This is a genomic window from Chromobacterium rhizoryzae (assembly GCF_020544465.1).
Taxonomy (GTDB): domain Bacteria; phylum Pseudomonadota; class Gammaproteobacteria; order Burkholderiales; family Chromobacteriaceae; genus Chromobacterium.
The window spans coordinates 675,642-699,570 of record NZ_CP066126.1; the positions used below are offsets into that span (position 1 = coordinate 675,642).

25 protein-coding genes are annotated in these 23,929 nt (G+C 64.1%); 19 read left to right on the forward strand and 6 right to left on the reverse strand.

Annotated elements, in window-relative coordinates; genetic code table 11:
- Positions 1-2 precede the first annotated feature (2 nt).
- From JC616_RS03140 to JC616_RS03185, 10 genes are all read left to right on the forward strand, one after another.
- Positions 3-1,271 carry a lipopolysaccharide biosynthesis protein gene (locus JC616_RS03140; RefSeq protein ID WP_227106658.1) on the forward strand — a complete coding sequence of 423 codons (1,269 nt, stop codon included), beginning with the start codon at positions 3-5 and terminating at the stop codon, positions 1,269-1,271.
- A complete protein-coding gene (locus JC616_RS03145; RefSeq protein ID WP_107797995.1) occupies positions 1,268-1,849 on the forward strand; it encodes an acyltransferase in 582 nt (193 codons plus the stop codon). The genes JC616_RS03140 and JC616_RS03145 overlap by 4 nt, the downstream gene beginning before the upstream one ends.
- Positions 1,842-2,924, forward strand: a complete 1,083-nt coding sequence (locus JC616_RS03150) for a glycosyltransferase family 4 protein (RefSeq protein ID WP_227106660.1) — start codon at positions 1,842-1,844, stop codon at positions 2,922-2,924. The genes JC616_RS03145 and JC616_RS03150 overlap by 8 nt, the downstream gene beginning before the upstream one ends.
- Before the next feature lie 148 nt (positions 2,925-3,072).
- A complete protein-coding gene (locus JC616_RS03155; RefSeq protein WP_107797997.1) occupies positions 3,073-4,167 on the forward strand; it encodes a glycosyltransferase family 4 protein in 1,095 nt (364 codons plus the stop codon).
- Positions 4,168-4,170: 3 nt separating this feature from the next.
- Complete coding sequence (locus JC616_RS03160; protein WP_227106662.1) at positions 4,171-5,400, forward strand: glycosyltransferase family 4 protein; 1,230 nt, start codon at positions 4,171-4,173, stop codon at positions 5,398-5,400.
- A 70-nt stretch (positions 5,401-5,470) separates the two neighbouring features.
- The gene (locus tag JC616_RS03165; protein ID WP_227106663.1) at positions 5,471-6,280 is read left to right on the forward strand and encodes a lysozyme inhibitor LprI family protein; all 810 of its coding nucleotides are present in this window, start codon (positions 5,471-5,473) and stop codon (positions 6,278-6,280) included.
- Between the two features lie 76 nt (positions 6,281-6,356).
- Positions 6,357-7,520, forward strand: a complete 1,164-nt coding sequence (locus JC616_RS03170; RefSeq protein WP_227106665.1) for a DegT/DnrJ/EryC1/StrS family aminotransferase — start codon at positions 6,357-6,359, stop codon at positions 7,518-7,520.
- On the forward strand, positions 7,517-8,182 hold the full coding sequence (locus tag JC616_RS03175; protein ID WP_319792918.1) for a sugar transferase: 666 nt from the start codon (positions 7,517-7,519) through the stop codon (positions 8,180-8,182). The genes JC616_RS03170 and JC616_RS03175 overlap by 4 nt, the downstream gene beginning before the upstream one ends.
- Positions 8,179-8,646 (forward strand): GNAT family N-acetyltransferase, encoded by a 468-nt coding sequence (locus JC616_RS03180; RefSeq protein ID WP_227106667.1) that lies wholly within the window; start codon positions 8,179-8,181, stop codon positions 8,644-8,646. Before JC616_RS03175 ends, JC616_RS03180 begins: the two co-directional genes overlap by 4 nt.
- A 2-nt stretch (positions 8,647-8,648) precedes the next feature.
- Complete coding sequence (locus JC616_RS03185) at positions 8,649-10,538, forward strand: polysaccharide biosynthesis protein (protein ID WP_227106669.1); 1,890 nt, start codon at positions 8,649-8,651, stop codon at positions 10,536-10,538.
- Positions 10,539-10,554: 16 nt separating this feature from the next.
- Here JC616_RS03185 and JC616_RS03190 read toward each other — a convergent pair whose 3' ends face one another.
- Both JC616_RS03190 and JC616_RS03195 read right to left on the reverse strand, forming a co-directional pair.
- A complete protein-coding gene (locus JC616_RS03190; RefSeq protein ID WP_227106671.1) occupies positions 10,555-11,103 on the reverse strand; it encodes a hypothetical protein in 549 nt (182 codons plus the stop codon).
- A 39-nt stretch (positions 11,104-11,142) separates the two neighbouring features.
- On the reverse strand, positions 11,143-12,321 hold the full coding sequence (locus JC616_RS03195; protein WP_227106673.1) for a GGDEF domain-containing protein: 1,179 nt from the start codon (positions 12,319-12,321) through the stop codon (positions 11,143-11,145).
- A gap of 164 nt (positions 12,322-12,485) precedes the next feature.
- Between JC616_RS03195 and JC616_RS03200 the strand changes: the two genes are divergently transcribed.
- The 5 genes from JC616_RS03200 to JC616_RS03220 all read left to right on the forward strand — a co-directional run bounded on the left by JC616_RS03200 (position 12,486) and on the right by JC616_RS03220 (position 16,443).
- Positions 12,486-13,394 (forward strand): LysR family transcriptional regulator, encoded by a 909-nt coding sequence (locus tag JC616_RS03200; RefSeq protein ID WP_107798004.1) that lies wholly within the window; start codon positions 12,486-12,488, stop codon positions 13,392-13,394.
- A 158-nt stretch (positions 13,395-13,552) separates the two neighbouring features.
- Positions 13,553-14,956 carry an aspartate ammonia-lyase gene (gene aspA, locus JC616_RS03205; protein ID WP_107798005.1) on the forward strand — a complete coding sequence of 468 codons (1,404 nt, stop codon included), beginning with the start codon at positions 13,553-13,555 and terminating at the stop codon, positions 14,954-14,956.
- A gap of 152 nt (positions 14,957-15,108) precedes the next feature.
- Complete coding sequence (locus JC616_RS03210) at positions 15,109-15,447, forward strand: hypothetical protein (RefSeq protein ID WP_227106675.1); 339 nt, start codon at positions 15,109-15,111, stop codon at positions 15,445-15,447.
- Between the two features lie 79 nt (positions 15,448-15,526).
- A complete protein-coding gene (locus tag JC616_RS03215; RefSeq protein ID WP_107798007.1) occupies positions 15,527-15,766 on the forward strand; it encodes a DUF2164 domain-containing protein in 240 nt (79 codons plus the stop codon).
- Between the two features lie 77 nt (positions 15,767-15,843).
- Positions 15,844-16,443, forward strand: a complete 600-nt coding sequence (locus JC616_RS03220) for a YdcF family protein (protein WP_019103655.1) — start codon at positions 15,844-15,846, stop codon at positions 16,441-16,443.
- Between the two features lie 78 nt (positions 16,444-16,521).
- Here the strand turns inward: JC616_RS03220 and JC616_RS03225 are convergent, their stop codons facing one another.
- Positions 16,522-16,878 (reverse strand): 50S ribosome-binding protein YggL, encoded by a 357-nt coding sequence (locus JC616_RS03225; protein WP_107798008.1) that lies wholly within the window; start codon positions 16,876-16,878, stop codon positions 16,522-16,524.
- A gap of 324 nt (positions 16,879-17,202) precedes the next feature.
- Here JC616_RS03225 and JC616_RS03230 point away from each other — a divergent pair, with 324 nt between their 5' ends.
- Positions 17,203-18,813: a M30 family metallopeptidase gene (locus JC616_RS03230; RefSeq protein WP_227106677.1), complete on the forward strand. Its 1,611-nt coding sequence runs from the start codon at positions 17,203-17,205 to the stop codon at positions 18,811-18,813.
- The gene (locus JC616_RS03235; protein WP_227106678.1) at positions 18,810-19,124 is read left to right on the forward strand and encodes a hypothetical protein; all 315 of its coding nucleotides are present in this window, start codon (positions 18,810-18,812) and stop codon (positions 19,122-19,124) included. The genes JC616_RS03230 and JC616_RS03235 overlap by 4 nt, the downstream gene beginning before the upstream one ends.
- A gap of 87 nt (positions 19,125-19,211) precedes the next feature.
- Here the strand turns inward: JC616_RS03235 and JC616_RS03240 are convergent, their stop codons facing one another.
- The 3 genes from JC616_RS03240 to ubiD form a co-directional block, all read right to left on the reverse strand.
- Complete coding sequence (locus JC616_RS03240; RefSeq protein WP_227106679.1) at positions 19,212-19,808, reverse strand: hypothetical protein; 597 nt, start codon at positions 19,806-19,808, stop codon at positions 19,212-19,214.
- The gene (locus JC616_RS03245; protein WP_227106680.1) at positions 19,753-20,088 is read right to left on the reverse strand and encodes a hypothetical protein; all 336 of its coding nucleotides are present in this window, start codon (positions 20,086-20,088) and stop codon (positions 19,753-19,755) included. Before JC616_RS03245 ends, JC616_RS03240 begins: the two co-directional genes overlap by 56 nt.
- A 367-nt stretch (positions 20,089-20,455) precedes the next feature.
- Positions 20,456-21,931, reverse strand: a complete 1,476-nt coding sequence (ubiD, locus tag JC616_RS03250) for a 4-hydroxy-3-polyprenylbenzoate decarboxylase (protein ID WP_227106681.1) — start codon at positions 21,929-21,931, stop codon at positions 20,456-20,458.
- 150 nt (positions 21,932-22,081) lie between these two features.
- Between ubiD and JC616_RS03255 the strand changes: the two genes are divergently transcribed.
- Together JC616_RS03255 and JC616_RS03260 are read left to right on the forward strand one after the other, a co-directional pair.
- Positions 22,082-22,699, forward strand: coding sequence for an OmpW/AlkL family protein (locus tag JC616_RS03255; protein WP_107798014.1), 618 nt, complete (start codon positions 22,082-22,084; stop codon positions 22,697-22,699).
- A gap of 102 nt (positions 22,700-22,801) precedes the next feature.
- Positions 22,802-23,857: a PLP-dependent cysteine synthase family protein gene (locus JC616_RS03260; protein ID WP_227106682.1), complete on the forward strand. Its 1,056-nt coding sequence runs from the start codon at positions 22,802-22,804 to the stop codon at positions 23,855-23,857.
- Positions 23,858-23,929 lie beyond the last annotated feature (72 nt).

The following is a 23,929-nucleotide window of genomic DNA, read 5'->3' on the forward strand; positions in this document are numbered from 1 at the left end:
GCATGGGCCTGTTGTTGTCCCGCCTGCCCAAGAGCGGCTTCATCCGCCACATCGTCACCCTGATTACCGGGGCGGCGGTGGCGCAGGTGATTCCGCTGCTGGTGTCGCCCTTGATCACCCGCCTGTACAACCCGCACGAGGTGGGGGTGCAGGCGGTCTATGTCTCCTGGCTGTCCACGCTGGCGGTGCTGGCCACTGCCCGTTACGAGATGGCCATCGTGTTGCCGGCCGAGGAGAGGCGGGCCAGCAATCTGATGGGCCTGTCCATCGCCTGCGCGCTGGCCTTGTCCTTGTTGGTGGGCGTGGCGGTGGCCTTCGACGGCCATGCCCATATCGCCCGCCATCTGGGCGCGCCGGAGCTGGAGCCCTGGCTGCTGCTGCTGCCGCTGTCCGTCGCGCTGGCGGGCTTGATGCAAGCCTGGACCAACTGGAACAACCGCCTCCGCCGCTACCAGGCCAACGCCAACGGCCGCATGCTGCAGTCGCTGAGCATGGCGGCCACCCAGGTCGGCTTGGGCTGGGCCGGGGCGGGCGCCGCCGGCCTGATCCTGGGCCAGCTGGCCGGCCAGTTCGGCTCTTTGCTGGCGCAAACCTGGCAGGACCTCAAGGCCCGCTTCGCCTGGCGTCACGAACTCAGCCGCGCCGGCATGCGCGAGGTGGCGCGCGCCTATATCGAGTTTCCCAAGATCAACGCGCCGCACGCCTTGAGCACCGCCTTGCTGGATTCGGCGACGCTGGTGGCGCTGACCATGCTGGCCGGCACCGCCTCGGTGGGCTTTTACGGCCTGATGATGCGGGTGCTGAAGCTGCCGGCGGCCCTGATCGGCCAGGCGGTGGCGCAAGTGGCCTACCGCGAGCTGGCCGACGCCCGCAATCAAGGGCAGCCGCTGCGCCCGATTTTGCGCAAGATGATGCTGACTTTGAGCGGCATGGCCTTGCTGCCCTTCCTGGTGATACAACTGGCCGGAGAACCCCTGTTCTCGCTGGTGTTCGGCCAGAACTGGGCCACCGCCGGCCGCTACGCGGAGGCGATGTCGCTCTACATCCTGTTCCACTTCGTCGCCTCGCCGTTGGGCATGGTGCCGCCGGTGATCAACCGCCAGCGTCAGGCCTTCCTGTGGTCCTTGCTGCAGGCCCTGTTGTTCCTGGGCACGATGTGGGCGGGTTTTTCGCTGTGGAACGACGCGGTGCCCACCTTCCAACTGGTGTCGGTGGTGATGGCCGCTTATTTCCTGGCTTATTTTGCATGGCTTTACAAGGCAGCCCGATGAATTGGCACGCTCTATTCAGCCGCATCCGTTTCCGCCTGTCGGCGTGGGTGCAGCCCAGAATGGTGTATGGATTCACCCGCGGCGACGGGGTGTTCCTCAAACGCACCCGGGTGTCCAACATGACCCGAATCGAACATGTCGGCAAGCTGATGGTGGACGACAACGTCTACATCGGCCATTTCAATCTGATCGACGCCTCCGGCGGGCTTTACATCGGCGAAGGGTGTCAGATCACCAACTACGTGTCGCTGTTGACCCACTCCAGCCATGTGGCCATTCGCCTGTACGGCGACCGCTATCTGGAGAGCAACAATCACGTCGGCTATCTGAAAAAACCCACCAAGCTGGGCCCGTACAGCTTCGTCGGCCCGCACTCGGTGCTGATGCCGGGCGTGGAACTGGGCAAGGGCAGCATGGTGTCGGCTTACAGCTATGTGCCGGCCGGCGTGTATCCCGATTTCGCCATCCTGTCCGGTAATCCGGCGCGGGTAGTGGGCGATACCCGGGAGATGGACGCCAAGTGGCTGGACGAACATCCCGAGCTACTGGCCTTGTACGAGGCCTGGGCGCATGACTGAGCCGGTGAGGGACAAGATTGCCAGCGTCGCGGTGCTGGCTTCCGCCTCGGTGCACACCTGGCGTTTCCTGCGCGGCATCGCGCCGCATGTGGACCAGCTCTACTTGGCCTGCAACGGCGAGGTTCCGGCCGACGTGGCCCCCTTGCTGGCCGGCAGCCTGCGCGTGGATTTCCGTCTGGCGGCGCTGGGCACGGTGTCGCGTCTGCGCGCCTGGCTGCGCGAAACGCGGCCGCAGCTGCTGCACATCCATCAGGCCAATAGCGTGGCCTGGCACGGCAGCCGCGCCGCGGTCAGCCTGGACTTGCCCATGGCGCTGACCGCCTGGGGCTCCGACGTGCTTTTGCTGCCGGAGCGCAGCCGGCTGATGCGGGCGATGGTGCGCGCCAATCTGGCCGCCGCCGACGCGATCACCTCGGATTCGCTGCACATGGCGGCGAAAATCCGCGAGCTGGCCGGCGAGGGCTGCCGCATCCGTCTGCTCAATTACGGCATGGACGCCATGCCGGAGCCGGCGGCCAGCGCGGACAAGGGCAAGAGGGTGCTGTCCTGCCGGCTGCACAAGCCGCTCTATCGCATCGACGCCATTCTGCGCGCCTGGCAGAGCGTGGAGCTGTGCGAGCGTTTCGGCGATTGGCGCTTGACCGTGGCCGCCAGCGGCAGCGAGACCGAGGCCCTGAAGCGCCTGGCCGCCGAGCTGGGCCTGAGCCGCGTGGACTTCGCCGGCTTCGTTGACAGCGCGACCCTGGGGCGGATGTACGCCGAATCCCGGGTCTTCGTCAGCGTGCCGCGTTCGGACGCCACCAGCGTCAGCCTGCTGGAAGCGATGGGCCATGGCTGCCTGCCCTTATTGTCCAATCTGCCGGCCAACGGCGAATGGGTGATCGACGGCCTCAACGGCGTGATCGCCGAGGACGTCGGGCGTTTGGGCGAGGGACTGCTGCGCGCGATGGAACTGGCCGGCGAGGATGCGCGGCTGGACGAAATCGCCGTGCTCAATCGCCGGCTGGTGGCGGACAAGGGTTTGCATCAGCCGAATATGGCCGGCTTCGCCCAGTTGTACCGGGAGCTGATTTAAGGAATGAATTTAGCCGCGGAAGCACACGGAAAGACAGGGACCAAACGGCATCGCCATCTCCAGGCCATGCTGGCCTTGCCGCAGGCAGGATGCGATGTAAAGCCGAAGTCCCTTCTGTGTGTTTGCGTGGCGTAAACAAGGTTTACCCATGAAAATTGCCCATCTCACTTCCGCCCATCCGCGTCACGACATCCGCATCTTCGTCAAGGAGTGCGCGAGCCTGGCCGCCGCCGGGCATGAGGTGACGCTGATCGTGGCCGACGGCCAGGGCGAGGAGATCAACCGCGGCGTGCGTTTCCACGACGTCGGCCCCAAAACCGGCGGCCGTCTGGCGCGGATGACCGGCACGGTCAAGCGCGTGTATCAGGCGGCGCTGAAGCTGCGCCCTGACGTGGTCCACTTCCACGACCCGGAACTGATTCCCGCCGCGCTGCGCCTGAAACAGGCCGGCATTAAGGTGGTGTACGACGTGCATGAAGACGTGCCGCGCCAGATCCTGGCCAAGCACTGGATACCCGGCGCGGTGCGCCCCCTGGTGTCCAGCGGCTTCGAGACGCTGGAAGATTGGGCGGCGCGCCGCTTCGACGCGGTGGTGACCTCGACGCCGCACATCCGCAAGCGCTTCGAGAAGCTGGGCGCGCGCGCCTTGGACGTGTGCAACTTCCCCATCCTGGAAGAACTGGTGCGCGACACGCCGTGGGAGCAGCGCCGCAACGAGCTGTGCTATATCGGCGGCATCTCGCGCATCCGCGGCATCGAACCCATTGTCGAGTCCTTGCCGGACACCGCGACGCGGCTGAACCTGGCCGGGCCGTGGAGCGAGAGCGATCTGAAGGCCCGCGTGTCGGCGCGGCCGGGTTGGGCGAGGGTCAACGACCTGGGCGTGCTGGACCGCAAGGGCGTGGCCGAGGTGCTGGCCAAGAGCAAGATCGGCCTGGTGACCTTGTTCCCTACGCCGAACTACGTCGACGCCTTGCCGATCAAGCTGTTCGAATACATGGCCGCCGGCATGCCAGTGATCGCGTCGGACTTTCCGGTGTGGCGCGAGATCGTGGACGACGCCGGCTGCGGCCTGCTGGTGGACCCGCAGGACCCGGCCGCCATTGCCGCCGCCGTCAACGAACTGATGGCCGACGAGCCGCGCATGCGGGCGCTGGGCGAGTCCGGCAAGCAGGCGGTATTGAACAAATACAGCTGGGCGGCCGAGGCCGACAAGCTGGTCAAGCTGTACGCAACCTTGTAAACCATGAAAATTCTTTACATCAACCACTATGCCGGCAGTCCCCGGCACGGCATGGAATTCCGTCCCTACTATCTGGCGCGGGAATGGGCGCAGGCCGGCCATGAAGTCAATATGCTGGCCGCCGATGTCTCCCATCTGCGCCAGACCCATCCGCAAGTGGACGGCAAATACCGGGACGAAGACATAGACAGCATCCGCTACACCTGGTGCAAGACCCGCCCTTACGAGGGCAACGGCATCGGCCGCGTGCTCAATATCTTCAGCTTTCTGGCCCGGGTGATGGGCTTGTCCGGCCGCTATCTGAAGCAGTGGAAGCCGGACGTGGTGATCGCCTCGTCCACCTATCCGCTGGACACCGTGCCGGCGGCCTGGATCGCCGCCAAGACCGGCGCGCGGCTGGTGTACGAGGTGCATGATCTGTGGCCGCTGACGCCGGTGGAGGTGGGCGGCATGTCGCCCAAACATCCCTTCATCCGCCTGCTGCAATGGGCCGAGGATTTCGGCTACCGCAAGGCCGACACCGTGGTGTCCATGTTGCCCTGCGCCAAGGACTATATGGTGGCGCACGGCATGGATCCGGCCAAGTACGCGGTGATCCCCAACGGCATCGACGTCGCCGAATGGCGCGGCGAGGCCGAGGCCCTGCCGGCCGAGCACCGGATGCGGCTGGCGGAGCTGAAAGCGCAGGGGCGCTTCCTGATCGGTTACGCCGGCGGGCACGGCCTGGCCAATGCGCTGGATTACCTGCTGGAGGCGGCGGCGCTGATGCGGGACGCGCCGGTGACTTTCGTTCTGGTCGGCGACGGTCCGGACAAGGAGGCCTTGGCGGCGCGCGCGGCCGAGCTAGGGCTGGATAACGTCATCTTCCTGCCATCCATCGCCAAACGCGCGGTGCCGGGCTTCCTGGCCGAGTGCGACGCGCTCTACATAGGCTGGCGCAAGCTGCCTATCTATCGCTTTGGCATCAACCCCAATAAACTGTTCGACTACCTGATGGCCGCCAAGCCTGTGATCCATTCGGTGGAGGCCGGCAACGATATGGTGAAAGACGCCGGCGCCGGCATCAGCGTGGGCGCCGAGGACCCGGCCGCGATTGCCGACGCGGCGCGGCGGATGGCGGCGACGCCGGCCGAGGAACGCGCGCGCATGGGCGCGGCGGGTCAGGCCTATGTGCAGGAGCACCATGATTACGCGGTGCTGGCGCGGCGCTTCCTAGCGACGGTGACGCGGTAACCGAACTGTAGCCAGGAGGCCTGTGTTCGGGCGTTCCGCTAGATGTGGCGATAAGAAGAAAGAGAACAATATGATGAAGAAAGTCTGGATGGCAGGGGTGACCGTCTGCATAGGCTTGGTTACGCTGCCTGCCCAGTCCGCCGGCTTCAACTGCGCTTACGCCAAGCTGGAGGTGGAGAAAATGATCTGTGCCGACGCAGAGCTGTCGTCGCTGGATTCGGAACTGGCCAAGCGCTTCACCGTGATTCAGGGCGAGACTCAAGGCATAGACGGCGATACCGGCAAACGGCTTGATCCTTACGGCAAAGAGCAAGCGTACTGGCTGAAGCAGGTGCGCAACAAGTGCGAGGATGCCTTGTGCGTACGCGACGCCTACAAGAAGCGGCTGCAGTACTTTGGCAAGGTGGAAAAGGATCTAGGCTTGCTGGTCGCCGCATGCGTGACTCCGGCTTGCGCCGGTGGTCTGGTGAAACAGAAAGTAGAAGGTAGCCAATATTTCTATTCCGGCTCGGTGCAGCTGGAGGGGGAATACGCTTACGCCCGTGGCGCAAGCGATATGGACATGGTGGGCGATCAATTCTGTTTCACGCCGACGAAATCGTCCGCGAAGCGGATTCCGCGAGAGCGAGGCGATGATAGAAGTCGTTGGTTCTGTTTTGAGAATACCGCCCAGGCCAAACGCATGTTTAATGTCTTACCCTTGCTGAAGCTGAAACAGACCTGCGAACTGAGGGGCAAAGCGACGGTGCAGGTGGATCGTTATATCGCCGACTTGACGCCTAGCGACGTGAACGACACGGCGCGTTTGTTGAAAGTCGTGCGCTTGGGGGCTCCGCGAGTGTTGCCGTATGACGGCGATTCTGGAGATTGCCGACGCTAAGGCGCCGGGCGGGGCTAAAAGATTTCATATGACGGCAGGCGAGGCCCGCCGTGCTTACGATAGCGGAAAGAATGATATGAGCGAAACAAAATTCCTGCCCTTCGCCCTGCCGGACATCGGCGAGGACGAAATCAACGAAGTGGTCGACGCGCTGCGCTCCGGCTGGGTCACCACCGGTCCCAAGACCAAGCAGTTCGAGGCCGACTTCGCGCAGTTCATCGGCGACGGCGTTGAGGCGATCGCGGTCAACTCCGCCACCGCCGGCTTGCACCTGGCGCTGGAAGCGATAGGCATCGGCCCCGGCGACGAAGTCATCGTGCCCAGCTACACCTTCACCGCCACCGCCGAAGTGGTGCGCTACCTGGGCGCAGACCCGGTATGCGTGGATATGGACGCGGCCACCTTCAACATCAGCCCGGACGCGATCCGCGCGGCGATCACCGCCAAGACCAAGGCGATCATGCCGGTGCATTTCGCCGGCCTCGCCTGCGAGATGGACGAGATCATCGCCATTGCCCGCGAGCACGGGCTGAAGGTCGTTGAAGACGCCGCCCATGCGTTGCCCACTTATTACAAGGGCAAGCTGGTGGGGACCCTGGACTCCGACGTCACCGTGTTCAGCTTCTACGCCAACAAGACCATGACCACCGGCGAGGGCGGCATGGTGGTGTCCAAGAACAAGGACATCATCGCGCGCTGCAAGGTGATGCGTCTGCACGGCATCAGCCGCGACGCCTTCGACCGCTATGTGTCCAAGACCCCTGCCTGGTTCTACGAAGTGGTGGCCCCGGGCTTCAAATACAATATGCCGGACACCGCCGCGGCGATGGGCATTCATCAGTTGAAGAAGATCCGCCGCTTCCAGGAATTGCGCGAGGCGATGGCCCAGCGTTTCGACCGCGAGCTGGCCGACCTGCCGCTGATCCTGCCGGCGCGGCCGAAGGACGCGGGCAGCAACCACGCCTGGCATCTGTATCCGGTGCGCATCAAGCCGGAGGCCGGCGTCAGCCGCGACGACTTCATCGCCCGGATGGCGGAAAAGGGCATCGGTTGTTCGGTGCACTTCATCCCGCTGCATCGTCAGCCGGTGTGGCGCGACGGCTATCAGCTGACGCGCGAACAGTTCCCGGTGACCGACGCCGCCTTCGAGGCCGAAGTGACCCTGCCGCTGTACACCCGGATGACGGACGATGACCAAAGCCGGGTGATCGCCGCGGTGCGCGAGATCCTGAGCGCATGAGCGAGCGGGGTTCAGACAGCGGCGGCTTGCTGCCGCCGTGCTGCCGTCCGCGTTGCCACGGTTCGCGGCTGCTGAAGCGCGGCTTCGACATCGTCGCCGCGGGCCTGGGCCTGGCCGCACTGGCGCTGCCGCTGCTTGCGGTGGCGCTGTGGGTGAAGCTGGATTCGCCGGGGCCGGTGTTTTTCCGCCAGGTGCGGGTAGGGCGGAATGGCACGCTGTTCCGCATCCACAAATTCCGCACCATGCAAGTGGACACCGAGCGCCACGGCCAGCTGACCGTGGGCGCGGACGCGCGCGTCACCGGCGCCGGGCGCTTGCTGCGCAAGACCAAGCTGGACGAACTGCCGCAGTTGATCGATGTGTTGTTCGGCGATATGAGCTTGGTCGGCCCGCGGCCGGAGGTGCCCAAATACGTCGCCCACTATCCGGATGAAGTCCGCGACATCGTATTGTCGGTGCGCCCCGGCATCACCGATTGGGCGTCGATCAAGATGATAGACGAGAATGAAATCCTGGGTCGGGCCGAGGACCCGGAGCGCGCCTACATCGAGCAGGTGTTGCCGGAAAAACTGGCCTATTACGTGCGCTATGCCGAAAGCCACAGTCTGGCGGAGGATATCCGCATCATCGTCGCCACGCTGATGAAGATCGTCAGCCGATGACGATTTCCATCCGCTTGGCCGAACCCGGCGATGCCGTCGCTTTAACGGACATTTATCTGGCCTGCCGCCGTGAGATGAGCTACGCGCCGCTGACGCATAGTGATGCGGCGGTGCAGGCCTGGTTCGCCAATGCGCTGCTGCCGGCGGGCGATGTCTGGCTGGCGGAGCGGCATGGCGATATCGCCGGCTTCGCCGCCGCATCGCTGCAAGACGGCGTGTTATGGCTGGATCAGCTTTATGTCGGCGCCGAGCATCGCGGTGTCGGGGTGGGCGCGGCTTTGCTGGATCGGGTGCTGACGCCGCCGGCGTCGGCCTGCCGGCTGTGGGTGTTCCAGGCCAATGCGGGCGCGCGCCGCTTCTACGAGGCGCACGGCTTCGCGCTGCTGAGCCTGGGCGACGGCCAAGATAATGAGGAATGTTGTCCGGACGCGCTGTATCAACGGCCGTCGGACGCGAAAGAATGACCATGTTTGAAAAACTGCTCGCCTTCTCCCGCCACAACAAGATGGCGATGCTGGCGCTGATGGACGCGCTGCTGCTGCCGCTGGCGCTGTGGAGCGCGGTCTTCCTGCGCCTGGGCGGATACTGGGATCCCAAGCTCAACCCGCATTTGTGGATCTTCATTGTGCCGCCGCTGTGGGCCATCCCCATCTTCATCAAGCTGGGCCTGTACCGCGCGGTGCTCAAATATCTGGACGACAAGATCATCCTGACCGTGTTCTCCGGCGTGACCTTGTCGGTGCTGGTGTTGCAGGCGGTGCTGCAGATGGCTCACATCTGGGCGATGCCGCGCACCTCGGTGATCATCTTCTGGGTGTTCGCCATGGCCTATATCGGCGGCAGCCGCTTTCTGCTGCGCGGCCTGGTGCGCCGCATCGACGCGGTGGACGCGCCGCGCGAGCACGTGATCATCTACGGCGCCGGCCATGCCGGCGTGCAACTGATGCTGGCCCTGCAGGCCGGCCGCGAATATCGGCCAATGGCCTTCGTCGACGACAGCCCCGAACTGCATCGCCGCACCTTCCGCGGCGTGGCGGTGCATCCGCCGCGGGATCTGCCGCAGCTGGTCAAGGACCTGGAGGCTAAATGCATTCTCTTGGCGATGCCCTCGGTCAGCCGCAGCCGCCAGCGCGAGATACTGGAAACTCTGGAACTGCTGCGGGTGCCGATCAAGCGGCTGCCGGGCATGGCGGACCTGGTGTCCGGCGAGGCGCGGGTGGAGGAGCTGAAAGAGGTCGAGATCGAAGACCTGCTGGGCCGCGACCCGGTGCCGCCCAAGCCCGAACTGCTGGCGCGCAATATCCGCGGCAAGGTGGTGATGGTCACCGGCGCCGGCGGTTCCATCGGCTCGGAACTGGTGCGCCAGATCGCCAAGAACGAGCCGGCGCGTATCATCCTGTTCGAGCAGTCCGAATACGCGCTGTACGCGATAGACCAGGAACTGGGCCGCGCCGCCGCGGCGCCGGCGCGCACCCCGGTGCTGGGCTCGGTCACCGACTACCAGCGGCTGGCCCAGGTGATGCGGGCCTTCAAGGTGGACACCGTCTATCACGCCGCCGCCTACAAGCATGTGCCCATGGTGGAGCACAATCCGGTGGCCGGCATCGTCAACAATGTGTTCGGCACCGACACCACCGCGCGCGCGGCCGAGGATTGCGGCGTGGACACCTTCGTGCTGATCTCCACCGACAAGGCGGTGCGCCCCACCAATGTGATGGGCGCCACCAAGCGCATGGCGGAACTGACGCTGCAGACCCGGCACGCGCGCGGCAGCGCCACCCGCTTCGTGATGGTGCGCTTCGGCAATGTGCTGGGCAGCTCCGGATCGGTGGTGCCGCTGTTCCGCGCCCAGATCAAGGCCGGAGGACCGATCACGCTGACCCACGCCGACATCACCCGCTACTTCATGACCATTCCGGAGGCGGCGCAACTGGTGATCCAGGCCGGCGCGATGGGCGACGGCGGCGACGTGTTCGTGCTGGACATGGGGCAGCCGGTGCGCATTATCGATCTGGCGCGGCGCATGGTGCATCTGTCCGGTCTGGAGCTGAAGGACGCGGCCCGTCCCGGCGGCGACATCGAAATCCGCATCACCGGCCTGCGGCCGGGGGAAAAGCTGTACGAGGAGTTGCTGATCGGCGACAACGTGCTGGCCACCGATCACGAACGCATCATGCGCGCTCAGGAATACTGCTTGTCGGACGCGGAGATGCGGGATCTGTTGGCGAGCATGGACGAGGCCTGCGGGCGGCTGGACGCGCCGACGGCGTTTGCTTTGCTGCAACAGGCCGTGCGCGAGTTCCGCGCCGCCGACGCCACTCAGGACTGGGTGACGCGGGCGAACGCGGCCTCTTGAGGAAGCCGGGGGCGGCTCACCATTTGCAGCCGTCCTCGCGCGCGCTCTGCACCGCCAGCACCGGGATGGCCAAGAGGCCCAGCCCGGCGTAACGCGTTTTGCAATCCAGTTTTTCGGCCCGCTCGATCGAGCGGGCCAATTTCGTTTTGGCGGGGTCGGCCGGCAGCGGGGCGATTTTTTCCGGCGCGGCGGCGGCTTGTTCGCGCACTTGCTGCCGCAGGCCACCCAAGGTCAAGGCCGTGGCGGGCGCCGAAGCGTCGCGCCCGCTTGGGACGCTGCGTTTGCCGGGGCCGGCGGCCGCGATGTGCGTCGCCGCGTTTGAATGCCGCGGGGCAGCGGCCGGTTTTCGGGCAGAGGGTTCGGGCGCGGCGGGGCGCGTCGGCGGCGGGACGACGGCCGGCGCCGGCGGACGCAGTTGTATCCGCAGCGGCGGGGCCGCGGCGGCGTCCGGGCGGCCGCCGGGTTTGCTCAGCCACAGCAGCGCGCCATGGGCCAACAGGCTGAGCAGCAGCGCGGCGGCGACGCCGCGGGAGCGGGGAAGGAGCGGGGCGGTCAGAACGGTCATGCCGCCCACGATAAGGAAAGTCGCCCGGCGGGTAAAGCTTCAGCCGGAGATCACTACCCGATTGCGCCCGGTCTGCTTGGCGCGGTACATGCGGGTATCGGCCAAATCCACCAAGGCTCGCCAGTCGGCGCTGCCGTCTTGAAACAACTCCGCCACGCCGATGCTGGCGGTCAGCGCATGGCCTTCCGGCCGCTCGCCCAGGCCCTGGGCGCGCAGGCGGGCGATGACCTGGGCGGCGTGGGCCAACTGCGCGCCGGGCATCAGCAGCACGAACTCCTCGCCGCCCCAGCGCACCAGCACGTCGCTGCGTCGCAGCCTGCCTTCCATCAGCTCGGCGAAATGACGCAAGACCTGGTCGCCGGCCAGGTGGCCGTAGTGGTCGTTGATCGCCTTGAAGTGGTCCAGATCGATGAAGGCCAGGCTCAGCGGCTGCCGGCTGCGCTGAGCCTGCAATTCCAGCAGGCCCAGCATTTCCTCGCCGCTGCGGCGCGAGAAGACCCCGGTCAACGGATCGCGTATCGCCTGGTGGACCAGAACGATGATGAAGGCCAGCTGGCTGATGCCGGCAATGGCGGAGACGCCGGCCAGCAAGGACAGCAGCCAGAATTCCCCGCCGAAACCGGGCAGATTGTCGCCGTTCAGGTCCAGCAGGCTGGTCAGCACGAAGCCGAACAGCGCCGGGCTGGCGAAAGCCAGGCTTTCCAGCAGGGTCAGCGGGAAAATGGCCAGCCCGGCCAGCAGCACGAAGGGCAGGAAGGCGTAGCCGGCGCCGATGGCGGCGGACAAGCCTTCCAGATGGTAGCGACGCAGCAAGAGGTGGGAGGCGATGTAGAACAGGGTGGGGATGGCGAACAAGAGCGCGATGCCGCGATAGGCCGAGCGCAGGCGGCCGTCCATAGGCTGCCAGACCGCCAGCGCGACGAAGGCGACGGACACCAGCAGGCGCAGGGCCGCCAATTGCAGGGACAGCGGATAGGGCAGGGTCAGCAAGTCGATCAAGGCCCAGGCCGGCGTCAGCGCGGAAAACAGGATGGCGAACAGCCGGCAGCGGTTGACCAGCATCAGCGCGCGTCGCTGCGCCAGCAAGGGCATGTGCTGGCGAGGGCTCAGCAGCCAGAGCGTATCGCCGCTCTGGATCTCGCCGGGCGCCATGCCCAGCAGCTTCTGCCAGATGAAGTGAGTAATATGCATGCGGATGGTGCCAGGTAGTTGCGTCATTCTACCGCGGTTTATGACTTTGGGTTTGCAACAGGTCAACATCGCCGGCTTGGAGACGGCGCTCTCCGTGTCGGGTTTCAGGCGGCGCGGCGGATCGTGAACAGATTCTTGGGCCGCGTTTAGGCTACTATCCCAGCTCCTGATCACTCTGGCGGAAGCGCGCGATGGAAACTCGGTGGCTTGAAGACTTCCTGGTGCTGGCGGAAACCGGCAGCTTTACCCGCGCGGCGGAACTGCGCCACCTGACCCAGCCGGCGTTCTCGCGGCGGATCAAATCGCTGGAGAGCTGGTTGGGGGCCGGTCTGATTGATCGTACCACCTATCCGACGCGGCTGACCGAGGCCGGCGCGCTGTTCCGCGAGCAGGCGGTGGCCATGCTGTCCCAGCTCAACACCAGCCGCGCCTTGCTGCGCGGCTTGCAGCCCTTGGCCGCGGGCACGCTGGAGTTCGCGGTGCCGCACACCCTGTCCTTCTCCTTCTTTCCCAAATGGCTGTCCCAGGCGCAGCGCGGTTACGGCGCTTTGCCCTGTAGGCTGCAGGCCAGCAATGTGCACGACGCGCTGCTGGCCTTCGTGGAAGGCGGCAGCGATCTATTGATGTGCTACCACCATCCCAAGCAACCGGTGGAACTGACCGACGCCCGCTATCAGGGGCTGAAGCTGGGCGTCGAGCGGCTGAGGCCGTTCTCGATCGCGGAAGCCGGCCGGCCGCGCTACCAACTGCCCGGCAGCGCGCAGCAGCCCTTGCCCTTTCTCGGCTACGCCAGCAACGCCTATTTCCGGCTGATGAGCGACTTGATTCTGGAGTCCGCGCCGCAGCCGGCCAAGCTGGCGCTGCGCTATGAAACCGATATGGCGGAAGGGCTCAAGCACATGGTGCTGGAAGGGCACGGCCTGGCCTTCCTGCCGGAAAGCTCGGCGCGCCGGGAGGCGCAGGAGGGCTTGTTGGCGGCCGCCGGCGACGAGTCCTGGCAGGTGGAGATGGAGATCCGGCTCTACATCGATCAGAAGCGACAGCGCCCGGCCTTGAAGGCCTTCTGGGACTATCTGACGCATCAATACCCGGCCTGCTGAGCGGGGGCGCCGGGAAACGCGCGCGCCCCGCCAAGGTTATGCATTTCCCGCATGACCCTATCGGCATTTCGAATTGGCCAGCCGCCGCGGCATGGCATAGAGTGCGCAGCTTCAAGCCACGCGAGCGCGTGGCGTCATCCGCATCAGGAGAAGCATCCATGACGACCCGCATAGAACATGATCTGCTAGGCGATCGTGAAGTGCCCGCCGACGTTTATTGGGGCGTGCACACCTTGCGCGCAGTCGAAAACTTTCCCATCACCGGCCAGAGCATCGCCGGCTACGGCGATCTGATCCGCGCGCTGGCCTGCATCAAGCAGGCCGCGGCTCAGGCCAACCGCGATCTGGGCTTGCTGCCGGGGCCTGTCGCCCAGGCCATCATCGCCGCCTGCGAGGAAATCCGCGCCGGCCGCTGGCATGAGCAGTTCGTGGTGGATGCGATCCAGGGCGGAGCCGGCACCTCGACCAATATGAACGCCAACGAGGTCATCGCCAACCGCGCGCTGGAACTGATGGGCCACGCCAAGGGCGAGTACCAGTACCTGCATCCCAATGAACACGTCAATCTGTGTCAAAGCACCAACGACGTTTACCCGACCGCCTTGCGTTTGGCGGCGTTCTGGGGCGCCAACAAGCTGCTGACCCGGATGGCGACGTTGCGCGAGGCCTTCGCCGCCAAGGCCGACGAGTTCAAGGACTACCTGAAGATGGGGCGCACCCAGCTGCAGGACGCGGTGCCGATGACGCTGGGCCAGGAGTTCATGACTTACGCGGTGATGCTGCAGGAAGACGAGCAGCGCTTGATGGAAGCCAGCGCGCTGATGCTGGAAATCAATCTGGGCGCCACCGCCATCGGCACCGGCATTACCGCGCATCCGGATTACGCGCGCCTGGCTTGTCTGCATCTGTCCGAGCTCAGCGGCCACACCCTGCTGACCGCGCCCAATCTGATCGAAGCCACCCAGGACTGCGGCGCCTTCGTGCAGTTGTCCGGCGTGCTCAAGCGTATCGCGGTCAAATTGTCCAAGAGCTGCAATGATTTGCGCCTGCTGTCCTCCGGCCCGCGCGCCGGTTTCGGCGAGATCAATCTGCCGGCGCGCCAGGCCGGTTCCTCCATCATGCCGGGCAAGGTCAATCCGGTGATTCCCGAGGTGGTGAGCCAGGTGGCTTACGAGGTGATAGGCAACGACGTCACCATCACCATGGCGGCGGAGGCCGGGCAGCTGCAATTGAACGCCTTCGAGCCGGTGATTGCTTACAGCCTGTTCCGCAGCATGGGCCACCTGGCGGCCGCCTGCGCCACGCTGACCGACAACTGCGTCACGGGCATCACCGCCAACCGCGAGCGCCTGCACGCCAGCGTGGAGAACTCCATCGGCCTGGTGACCGCGCTCAATCCCGTCATCGGCTACGCCGCGGCCACCAATGTGGCAGCCCAGGCCCACGCCACCGGCGCCAGCGTCGCCGACATCGTGCTGGAGCAAGGCTTGCTGAGCCGCGAGCAGCTGGATCTGCTGCTGAAGCCGGAAGAGCTGACCCGGCCGCGCTGGGTGACCGTGTAATTGCTTTCCCTTGTCTGACTTATCGTTGTGAGCGTTTCAACTTGATCAGGCCGCCTTGCGCGGCCTGTTTTTTTATCGGGGCCGGCCGCGCTTGCGGTGGGCGCGGAATGCAGGTATAAAAAATTGTGCAATGCACAATGAAAGGGCGACGAATGCACGCTGCGCTATGGTGGGGTCTGGAGTTTCCGCGCGGCCTGTGCGCGCTGGGCGCCGAACAGTGGCGCGTCCGGCGGCAATGGCTGCGCTCGGGCTGTTTTCACGGCGCCACGGTGTGGCCGGACAAGCTGCGCCGCGTGTTGACGCGCGCGGGGTCGGACTGGCTGGCGCTATGCTTTGACGACAGCCAGGCGGCGGAGGCCTTGCTCAGCCAGATGCGGGCGCATCCCCTCTGGCGCGGCGAGGCCGGCGACCGGCTGCTGGCCTGGCAATTGAACGGCCAGCGCCAGTGGCGGGCGGGCCTGTTGCAATGGGGACGGGCGCTGTCCCTTTAGCCATGCGCGGGGAAACCGCTTCCAGCATCGGCGAATAGCCGCCATAATCGCGGCTTTCCATCGCACAGGGCGGCACGCCATGGCCAATCATTCCTTGTTGACCCCCGCTCAACTGCAAACGCTGGCTCCGCAATTGCAACAGTACGCGCAAGACCAGTTCGGCATCGAGCTGGGGCAGTTCGACGCGCAATTCCTGTTGGACTTCGTCGCCGACAAAATCGGCAGAGACATTTACAACAAGGCGCTGGACGACGCGCAGCTGGCGCTTGCTGCGCGGATGGAGTCCCTGCAGGCGGCGATTTGGGAATTGGAGAAGTAGGCGCGGAGCGCGCGGCCTTGCCGCTTGCATCCGGTTTGCGGGTACAATCGGCGTTCCACCCTTCACTTGCGGTACCCATGCTCTACTTGCGTTTGATGTTGAAAGGCTTTGTGCTGGCGATTTTGCTGGTGGTGCTGGGCTTCAGCTACGTGGCCTGGAGCATCGTCGATTTCGGCGGCAGCGCAAACGAACCGCAAGCCGACGCGGCGCTGGTGTTGGGGGCGGCGGCCTGGGGCAAGCGCCCGTCGCCGGTGTTCCGCGAGCGCATCAATCACGCAGTCAAATTGTACAAGTCCGGCAAGGTGCGCTGGATTGTGTTCACCGGCGGCACGCCGGAACCGGGTTATCCGTCCGAAGCCGACGTCGGCCGCGACTTCGCCGCCAAGCAAGGCGTGCCGATGACGGCGATGCTGGCGGAAAACCAGTCGCGCACCACTTGGCAAAACCTGGAAAACGCGCGCGAATTGAGCAGCCAGTTCGGCATCCGCTCCTTCCTCTTGGTCAGCGATCCGCTGCATATGCGCCGCTCGGTGCTGATGGCCACCGACATCGGCCTGACCGCCTATCCCGCGCCCACGCAATCCAGCCGCTACCGCACGCTGTCCAGCTGGTCCCGCTTCCTGGCCAGGGAAACCTGGCTCTATATCGGCTACCGGGTGTTCCGCAAGCTGTCCTGATCGCGTCCGCGGCTCGAAGCGTCCAGGCATAAAAAAAACCGGCGACAAGCCGGTTTTTTCACGTCGGACGTAAAGGGATCAGCGGCTGTGCCACAGATCGATCAATTCGCCGCCTTCCACCGATTTCACTTCGGCGCGGGCTTGCAGCCAGGACAGCAGTTGCAGGCGCAACTCGTCGCTGATCTTGACCTCGCCCACCGGGAAGGCCACGCCTTCCAGCTTGCCGGCGCCGTCGAAATGGCCGCCGAAGCTGATGCCGGCCTCGTCCACCTGGATTAGCCAGGCGTCCAGCAGCGCCTCGGAATCCGCGCCGTCGTGCAGCATGGAGATCAGATGAAAGCCCAGCTCGCGGAATTCGCCTACGCGCATTTTCTTGCGTTGGCGGGTTTTCAGACGGCTCAGGCGGTGCGGGGAATTGGGGTTGCGCAGGGACATGACTGCTCCTTATTCAAAGACCTGGCGATGATAGCAGGCTTGCCGGCTTTGCGCTCCGCCGGCTGCGCGTAGGTTTCTGTCACTCTAACTAAACAAATATCATATAAAAAGGTAATTATTTGCCGTAGTCATTGCCATTGGAATGGAATTAGTATTTTTTCTCATTCTCAATACATGAAATGGATGACTACAGGGATGAAAAGCACAAAAACAATATTGGCTGTGTCCGTGATGTCCGCGTTGCTGAGCGCATGCGGCGGCGGTGGCGGCGGCGGTAACGCCGGCAGCGGCGGTTCCAGCGTCGGAACGTCGGCATCTGGCAGGATGCTGGCGACGGACGGCGCGGAAGTGGCGGCGCTGACGTGCTCGGGCAATGTGTGCCGCTTGCCGGCCTCGGCCGGCAGGGCGCAGTCCGGCTCCGTCTACCAGTACACCAATACCGGCGCGCAGGCGCAAACGGTGTCTATCAGCGGCAAGCCCTTGAGCGCCGCCTGGCAGATGGTGGTGTCGCGCATCAGCTCCGGAGACACTTCGGGCCAGGCCAAGCTGGCCGCTTCCGGCCTGCGCGGCGGGTCGGACGCCGCCGCGGAACGCTTGGAGGCGGAGAGCCAGGCGGTGATGGCCGCGGTTGGCGCGTCGGCCCGCTCCGGCGCCTTGTCGCTGCGTGGCGCCGGTTCGCACCGGCTGCTGGCGGAGCAGGCCAGCTTGCAGGCGGCCAGCTACGCGATTGGCGACAAACGGGTCTGGCACGATATGGACGGCGATAGCGCCACCAGCCTGCAAGCCATGCGCGATTTGCCCAACGGCGGCGGCAAGGTTTACGTCTGGGCGCAGGACGGGCTGGACGTCAGCGTGGGCAGCGATCAGGCCGACGCGCTGGCCGAGCGCTTCGCCAACAGCGTCTATCCCTTGGAAGCCTCGGTCGTCAGCGAGCCCTGGGGCAATGACATCGATCCGGGCTGGCGCGCGCTGGCGCTGCCCGGCGACACCAAGGACGTGCACCTGGTGCTGAGCCGGCTGAACGATCCGAATCAGACCGGCGGCGGCCGCTTGCTCGGCTATGTGCGCTGGACCAACGCCTTGCTGGCGTCGGCCGCGCCGGCCATGTGCGGCGGCGACCAAGAGTGCCGAGACGTGGTGGGCAAGAGCAATCAGGCCTTGGCCACCTTCGTGGACTTGGACACCTTCGCCCAGGCCGATCCGGGCCGCAACTGGAATATGAAGGGCAATGGCCCCAGCCTGGCCCTGTCCACGCTGGCGCACGAATACCTGCATGTGCTCTACGCCTACAACAAGATCCTGCGCAAACCGCCGGGTTCTGGTCAGCCCACGGTATGGGAAAACGAGCTGGCAGCCCAGACCATGGGCTATCTGGTATCGGCGGACACCTTCACCGGCGGTCGCGGCAGCGACGCCAACTCCCATCCGGACCTGCGCCGCGGCGGCGATTTCGAAAGCTTTCTGCGCCGGCCGGCTTGCAATTTGAAGGGCTGGAGCGTGGCGGCGTCGAATTACACCTGCTACCCGAAAGCGCTGGCGGCGGGCATGCAGATGCTGCATCAGTTCGGCGCGGGCGTGATGAAGCCGTGGGTGACCGGCGCCAATACCGGCGAAGCGGCCTTGAACGACGGTTTGCGCGCGGCGGGGGCCGGCGATTACAGCAGCCTGATGCTGCGTCTCAACACCACGCTGGCGCTGGGCGGCAATCCGGCCAGCGGTTACGGCTTCCCGGCCAAGACGCTGAGCCTGCCGGCCAACCAGTATTTCCCGAACGGCAAGAGTTTGTTGTTGCCGGCGGTGCCCTTCCAGGCGCAGGAAATCGGCTGGAGCGCGTTGGCGACGGCGGAAACCTATAAGCAGAGCCTGCCGCTGTCGCGCGGCGTGGCGCGGGTGACGGTGCCGGCCAACAGCCATCTGATCCTGCTCAAGCCATGATGCGCGGGCTGCTGCTGTGGCTCGGCCTTTGCGCCGGCGCCGGCGCGATGTCGCTGCCGCCGTGGGAGGAGGGCACCCTGGTCGCCGTCGGCGCGCCGCCGCTGGTGCGCTTGGGGGTGGAAAAGGGGGATGGAGGCACCTTCGTCATCCAGCCCGCTGCCGACGGCCAGGGCCTGGGGGCCGCGGAAGTGGCCGCGTTGAAGCAGCGGACCGGTTCGCGCATCCGCTATCGGGCCGGGCCGTTCAAAGCCCATCCGCTGCTGGGGCGCGAGGCCGTGCTGCTGCAGGCGGAAGTGCTTGAGCCGCGTTGAGCGATCAAACAGCGGCCGGCCTCTGATGATGCCGGGCGCTTTCAATAAGGGGCTCAGTAGGAAAGTGGTCGAGTATGTCAAATGGTTTCAGTCATCGTCGATGTCAGCGTTTGACAAGCCTAGGCTGCGTATGGATTGGAATGGATCAAAGTTATGTTGTAGTACCGGCAGCGCTTCCAACTGGCGGCGCAGTGCTGGCGCGAGACGTAAGTAAGGTCGCTCTCGTTTTAGCGCAAGCGTTCTGGATAGCAGCGCGGTGAGAATCTGCTCAGCTCCGGGGTCGTCCTTGGCCGAATAAGCCGGTAGTTTTGCCTCCCGGGCTAGCAGGGTGGCTTGCAAAAACTCCTCTTCAACTTGCCCAAGGCATGTCCTGTCATTTTTATTACGGAAATAGGCAAGCGCAGCGATCTGCTCATCCCTGGACATTTCTAATCCGGCGAAGGTGTCCGGAGGCAACACGATCTCTTGTTGCCGGCAATATTGGATCTGAGCGCTATAGTCGATCACGGCTTGAGCCAGGCGTCGTATGGCAAATGAGGTTAGATCTTCTTGGGCAGGCGATTGTGCTTGGCTTGGCGTTAGCCAGAACAGGTTGCTAATCAGTAGAGCCCAAGCCGGCCATGTGTTTTTAAGGTTTGCAGCCATACGCCACAGCCTCCCAGAATTGAGCTTGCTTCCGGTCATGCTGATGATTCCAGTGCTCTTCTTCCGCAATGCGTGTTACCGCCTTCTGCATAATCCTCGGCCAAGCCGCCGTGCTCTGTGCGAACAGCTGCCAGTCTGTTGCGTGGATGTTATAGGCCGCTTGTAGTGGGCTGCTGCGATAAAAGATATTGCTTATCACGCCAATACTGGTGAGGCTGGCGGCGAGTCGGAGGCCTCTCAGCTTGAGTTCGATTTGCTCCAGAGCTTGCAGGCTGCTTTGATCCAGCTTCAATCCTTGGATTGTCGGGCAACTCTTCATGCTGCTCTCCTGTGGCGGCCAGCGCGCCATCTCGAGATCGTTGCAGAGGCTTTCTCAGTTAAGGCAGAAATATAAATATATTAATCAAAAAAGACAGCTGCCCTATCTGTCAGGAGCATCCGATGCCGGGGGGCAATTGAGGGGACGTTCTAAGAACGTGTTTACGATCTGGCGAACTAAAGCGAAAACGGCTGAGAAAGCGGAATGCATTGGCGGTGCATGAGCACTTCGAAGGCGGTTTCAACGCCGTATCGTCGACACGGGCAGATCGTAAGCAGGTTCTAAGGCCCTGCGTGGGGAGGGGTTGGCGAAGGCATGGCGCGATCCACCCCGACGTGCTTGTAGGCCGGGGTGGATGGGGGAGGGTTTACAGCCCTAATTGTAGCCACATCGCGTCTACGCGCTGTTTGACTGCCTGGTCCATCACGATGGGCACGCCCCACTCGCGGTTGGTTTCGCCCGGCATCTTGTTGGTGGCGTCCAGGCCCATCTTGCCGCCCAGGCCGGACACCGGGCTGGCGAAGTCCAGATAATCTATAGGCGTATGTTCGATCAAGGTGGTGTCGCGCACCGGGTCCATGCGCGTGGTGATCGCCCAGATCACTTCCTTCCAGTCCCGGGTGTTGACGTCGTCGTCCACCACCACGATGAACTTGGTGTACATGAACTGGCGCAGGAAGCTCCAGCATCCCATCATCACCCGCTTGGCGTGGCCGGGGTATTGCTTCTTGATACTGACCACCGCCATCCGGTAGCTGCAGCCTTCCGGCGGCAGGTAGAAATCGACGATTTCCGGAAACTGCTTTTGCAGAATGGGCACGAAGACCTCGTTCAGCGCCACGCCCAGCACCGCCGGCTCGTCCGGCGGCTTGCCGGTGTAGGTGCTGTGGTAGATCGCGTTTTCGCGCAGGGTGACGCGGTCCACGGTCAGCACCGGGAAGCGGTCCTGCTCGTTGTAATAGCCGGTGTGGTCGCCGTAAGGGCCTTCCATCGCGGTGTCGTCCGGATGGATATGGCCTTCCAGCACGATTTCGGCGCGCGCCGGCACTTGCAGATCCGAACCCAGGCATTTGGTGAGCTCGGTGCGGCTGCCGCGCAGCAGGCCGGCGAACTGGTATTCGGACAGGGTGTCCGGCACCGGCGTCACCGCGCCCAGGATAGTGGCCGGGTCGCAGCCCAGCACCACCGCCACCGGGTAAGGCTCGCCGGGATGCTGTTGGCAGAATTCGCGGTAATCCAGCGCGCCGCCGCGGTGGGCCAGCCAGCGCATGATGACGCGGTTGCGGCCTATCAGCTGTTGGCGATAGATGCCCAGGTTCTGGCGTTTCTTGTTGGGGCCGCGGGTCACGGTCAGGCCCCAGGTGATCAGCGGCGCCACGTCGCCGGGCCAGCAGTGCTGGATAGGCAAGCGCTCCAGATCGACTTCCGCGCCTTCCCATACGATTTGCTGGCACGGCGCCTTGCCGACCACCTTAGGCGCCATCGACAGCAATTGCTTCAGCAAGGGCAGCTTGTCCCAGGCGTCTTTCAAGCCCTTGGGCGGCTCCGGTTCTTTCAGGTAGGCCAGGGTCTTGCCGATCTCGCGCAACTGCATCACATCGGCGGCGCCCATGCCCAGCGCCACGCGCTCGGGCGTGCCGAACAGATTGGCCAGTACCGGGTAATCGAAGCGTTTGCCGTCCTTGACTGCCTGTTCGAACAGCAGCGCGGGACCGCCGGCTTTCAGTACCCTGTCGCCGATCTCGGTCATCTCCAGATGCGGGGAGACCGGGGCCGCAATTCGTTTCAGCAGGCCTTGTTGTTCCAATTGGGAGACAAACTCCCGTAAATCTGCATATTTCATGACCATCTCATGATCTGGCGCAAAGTTTGATATTAGGTGCTTGGATAATCTGCCACCGGACGCCGAACGCTACTGCTGCCCGCAGTCAAAGTCAACGATGGCGGCAAGCGCCAGGCCTGCATTCGACCAAACATGACAGGAGAACCCAATATGAAAAAGCTCGCTCTCGCCGCAATGATCGGCCTGGTTTCCGCTAGCGCCTTCGCCGCTCAAGGCGACATCCTGGCGCGCTTCCGCGTGATCAATGTCAACCCCGACGCCAGCTGGAGCAACTCTGGCGTAGTGTCGGGTTTGAATGTCGACGCCAAGGACAGCTGGGCGCCTGAGGTCGACTTCACCTACATGATCACCAACAATATCGGCGCCGAGCTGATTCTGGGCACCACCCGTCACGAAGTCACCACCAACACCTTCGGTTCCGTCGGCAAGGTATCGGTGTTGCCGCCGACCTTGACCCTGCAATACCACTTCGCTCCTGACGCCACCTTCCGTCCCTATGTGGGCGCCGGCATCAACTACACCCGTTTCTACAATGAAGGCCTGAAAGCAGGTAGTGCGACAGATCTGAGCGTGAAGAAAAACAGCTGGGGTCCGGCGCTGCAACTGGGCGCGGACTACGCGATCAACAAGAACTGGTTCGTCAACCTGGACGTCAAGAAAATCTGGATCAAGACCGACGTGACCGCGGATCAGCTGGGCGGCGCCAAACTGGGCGAACTGAAGATCGACCCGTGGGTATTCGGCATCGGCTTCGGCACCAAGTTCTGATCGGCTCGCCGCTTTGAATCCAAAACGCCCTACGGGGCGTTTTTTTCTTGCTTGTCGCGTTAGAATGGCCGATTGAGAACTTTCCGACACTGGAGAAGCAAGATGACTGATTGGGTTGCCCAGGCGGTGCGCAAGATAGAGGCCGATTTCAATCGCTCCAGCGACACCCATTTGATCCCGCTGCCCATCCCCGGCGCGCCGGAGATACAGCTCTATTTCAAGGACGAATCCACCCATCCCACCGGCAGCCTCAAGCACCGGCTGGCGCGCTCGCTGTTTCTATACGGCTTGTGCAATGGCTGGATACGCGAAGGCAGCACCATCATCGAGGCTTCCAGCGGCAGCACCGCGGTGTCCGAGGCCTATTTTTCCCGCTTGCTGGGCCTGCCCTTCATCGCGGTGATGCCCAAGAGCACCTCGCAGGAAAAGATCCGTGCGATCGAATTCTACGGCGGCCGCAGCCACCTGGTGGACGATCCCGCCACCATTTACGACGAATCCAAACGCCTGGCGGAAGAGTTGAACGGCCATTACATGGACCAGTTCACCTATGCCGAACGCGCCACCGACTGGCGCGGCAACAATAATATCGCCGATACCATTTTCACCCAAATGGCCTATGAGCCGAATCCGGTGCCGGACTGGATCGTATGCGGCGCCGGCACCGGCGGCACCTCGGCCACTTTCGGCCGCTATGTGCGCTACCAGAAACTGCCGACCAAGGTCTGCGTGGTGGACCCGGAAAACTCGGTGTTCTACGACTGTTTTCATACCGGAAGCATGGACTGCCGCTGCGAAGGCGGCTCCGGCGTGGAAGGCATAGGCCGGCCTCGGGTGGAACCCTCCTTCATTCCCACAGTCATCGACAATGTGATCCGGGTGCCCAACGTCGCCAGCTACGCCGCCATCCACTTCCTGGAGGAAGTGCTGGGACGCCGCTGCGGCGGTTCCACCGGCACCAATTTCTACGGTGTTTGCGAACTGGTGGGCCAGATGCGCAGCCAGGGCCGCAGCGGCTCCATCGTCACCTTGATCTGCGACGACGGCAACCGCTACCAGGGCAGCTATTACAACCACGATTGGCTGCAGGCCAACGGTTTCGATATCTCGAACTGGGTGGAGCGCTACCGCCGCTTCTTCAATGAAGGGCAGTGGTAAGCGCTGTTTGGCGGCGCGTAGACGGCGAGATGCCGACAGTTGTTGTCAAAAAGCATCAATTATTTGAATTGG

What these genes read in the sequence shown, in the direction of transcription:
- JC616_RS03150 (WP_227106660.1), top strand. Translation starts at nt 1,842, where the DNA reads ATGACTGAGCCGGTGAGGGACAAGATTGCCAGCGTCGCGGTGCTGGCT.
- JC616_RS03255 (WP_107798014.1), top strand. Translation starts at nt 22,082, where the DNA reads ATGAAAAAGCTCGCTCTCGCCGCAATGATCGGCCTGGTTTCCGCTAGC.
- JC616_RS03155 (WP_107797997.1), top strand. Translation starts at nt 3,073, where the DNA reads ATGAAAATTGCCCATCTCACTTCCGCCCATCCGCGTCACGACATCCGC.
- JC616_RS03200 (WP_107798004.1), top strand. Translation starts at nt 12,486, where the DNA reads ATGGAAACTCGGTGGCTTGAAGACTTCCTGGTGCTGGCGGAAACCGGC.
- JC616_RS03230 (WP_227106677.1), top strand. Translation starts at nt 17,203, where the DNA reads ATGCTGGCGACGGACGGCGCGGAAGTGGCGGCGCTGACGTGCTCGGGC.
- JC616_RS03235 (WP_227106678.1), top strand. Translation starts at nt 18,810, where the DNA reads ATGATGCGCGGGCTGCTGCTGTGGCTCGGCCTTTGCGCCGGCGCCGGC.
- JC616_RS03170 (WP_227106665.1), top strand. Translation starts at nt 6,357, where the DNA reads ATGAGCGAAACAAAATTCCTGCCCTTCGCCCTGCCGGACATCGGCGAG.
- JC616_RS03245 (WP_227106680.1), bottom strand. Translation starts at nt 20,088, where the DNA reads ATGAAGAGTTGCCCGACAATCCAAGGATTGAAGCTGGATCAAAGCAGC.
- JC616_RS03225 (WP_107798008.1), bottom strand. Translation starts at nt 16,878, where the DNA reads ATGTCCCTGCGCAACCCCAATTCCCCGCACCGCCTGAGCCGTCTGAAA.
- ubiD (WP_227106681.1), bottom strand. Translation starts at nt 21,931, where the DNA reads ATGAAATATGCAGATTTACGGGAGTTTGTCTCCCAATTGGAACAACAA.
- JC616_RS03145 (WP_107797995.1), top strand. Translation starts at nt 1,268, where the DNA reads ATGAATTGGCACGCTCTATTCAGCCGCATCCGTTTCCGCCTGTCGGCG.
- JC616_RS03215 (WP_107798007.1), top strand. Translation starts at nt 15,527, where the DNA reads ATGGCCAATCATTCCTTGTTGACCCCCGCTCAACTGCAAACGCTGGCT.
- JC616_RS03210 (WP_227106675.1), top strand. Translation starts at nt 15,109, where the DNA reads ATGCACGCTGCGCTATGGTGGGGTCTGGAGTTTCCGCGCGGCCTGTGC.
- JC616_RS03180 (WP_227106667.1), top strand. Translation starts at nt 8,179, where the DNA reads ATGACGATTTCCATCCGCTTGGCCGAACCCGGCGATGCCGTCGCTTTA.
- JC616_RS03240 (WP_227106679.1), bottom strand. Translation starts at nt 19,808, where the DNA reads ATGACCGGAAGCAAGCTCAATTCTGGGAGGCTGTGGCGTATGGCTGCA.
- JC616_RS03220 (WP_019103655.1), top strand. Translation starts at nt 15,844, where the DNA reads ATGCTCTACTTGCGTTTGATGTTGAAAGGCTTTGTGCTGGCGATTTTG.
- aspA (WP_107798005.1), top strand. Translation starts at nt 13,553, where the DNA reads ATGACGACCCGCATAGAACATGATCTGCTAGGCGATCGTGAAGTGCCC.
- JC616_RS03190 (WP_227106671.1), bottom strand. Translation starts at nt 11,103, where the DNA reads ATGACCGTTCTGACCGCCCCGCTCCTTCCCCGCTCCCGCGGCGTCGCC.
- JC616_RS03260 (WP_227106682.1), top strand. Translation starts at nt 22,802, where the DNA reads ATGACTGATTGGGTTGCCCAGGCGGTGCGCAAGATAGAGGCCGATTTC.
- JC616_RS03185 (WP_227106669.1), top strand. Translation starts at nt 8,649, where the DNA reads ATGTTTGAAAAACTGCTCGCCTTCTCCCGCCACAACAAGATGGCGATG.
- JC616_RS03175 (WP_319792918.1), top strand. Translation starts at nt 7,517, where the DNA reads ATGAGCGAGCGGGGTTCAGACAGCGGCGGCTTGCTGCCGCCGTGCTGC.
- JC616_RS03160 (WP_227106662.1), top strand. Translation starts at nt 4,171, where the DNA reads ATGAAAATTCTTTACATCAACCACTATGCCGGCAGTCCCCGGCACGGC.
- JC616_RS03165 (WP_227106663.1), top strand. Translation starts at nt 5,471, where the DNA reads ATGATGAAGAAAGTCTGGATGGCAGGGGTGACCGTCTGCATAGGCTTG.
- JC616_RS03140 (WP_227106658.1), top strand. Translation starts at nt 3, where the DNA reads ATGGGCCTGTTGTTGTCCCGCCTGCCCAAGAGCGGCTTCATCCGCCAC.
- JC616_RS03195 (WP_227106673.1), bottom strand. Translation starts at nt 12,321, where the DNA reads ATGACGCAACTACCTGGCACCATCCGCATGCATATTACTCACTTCATC.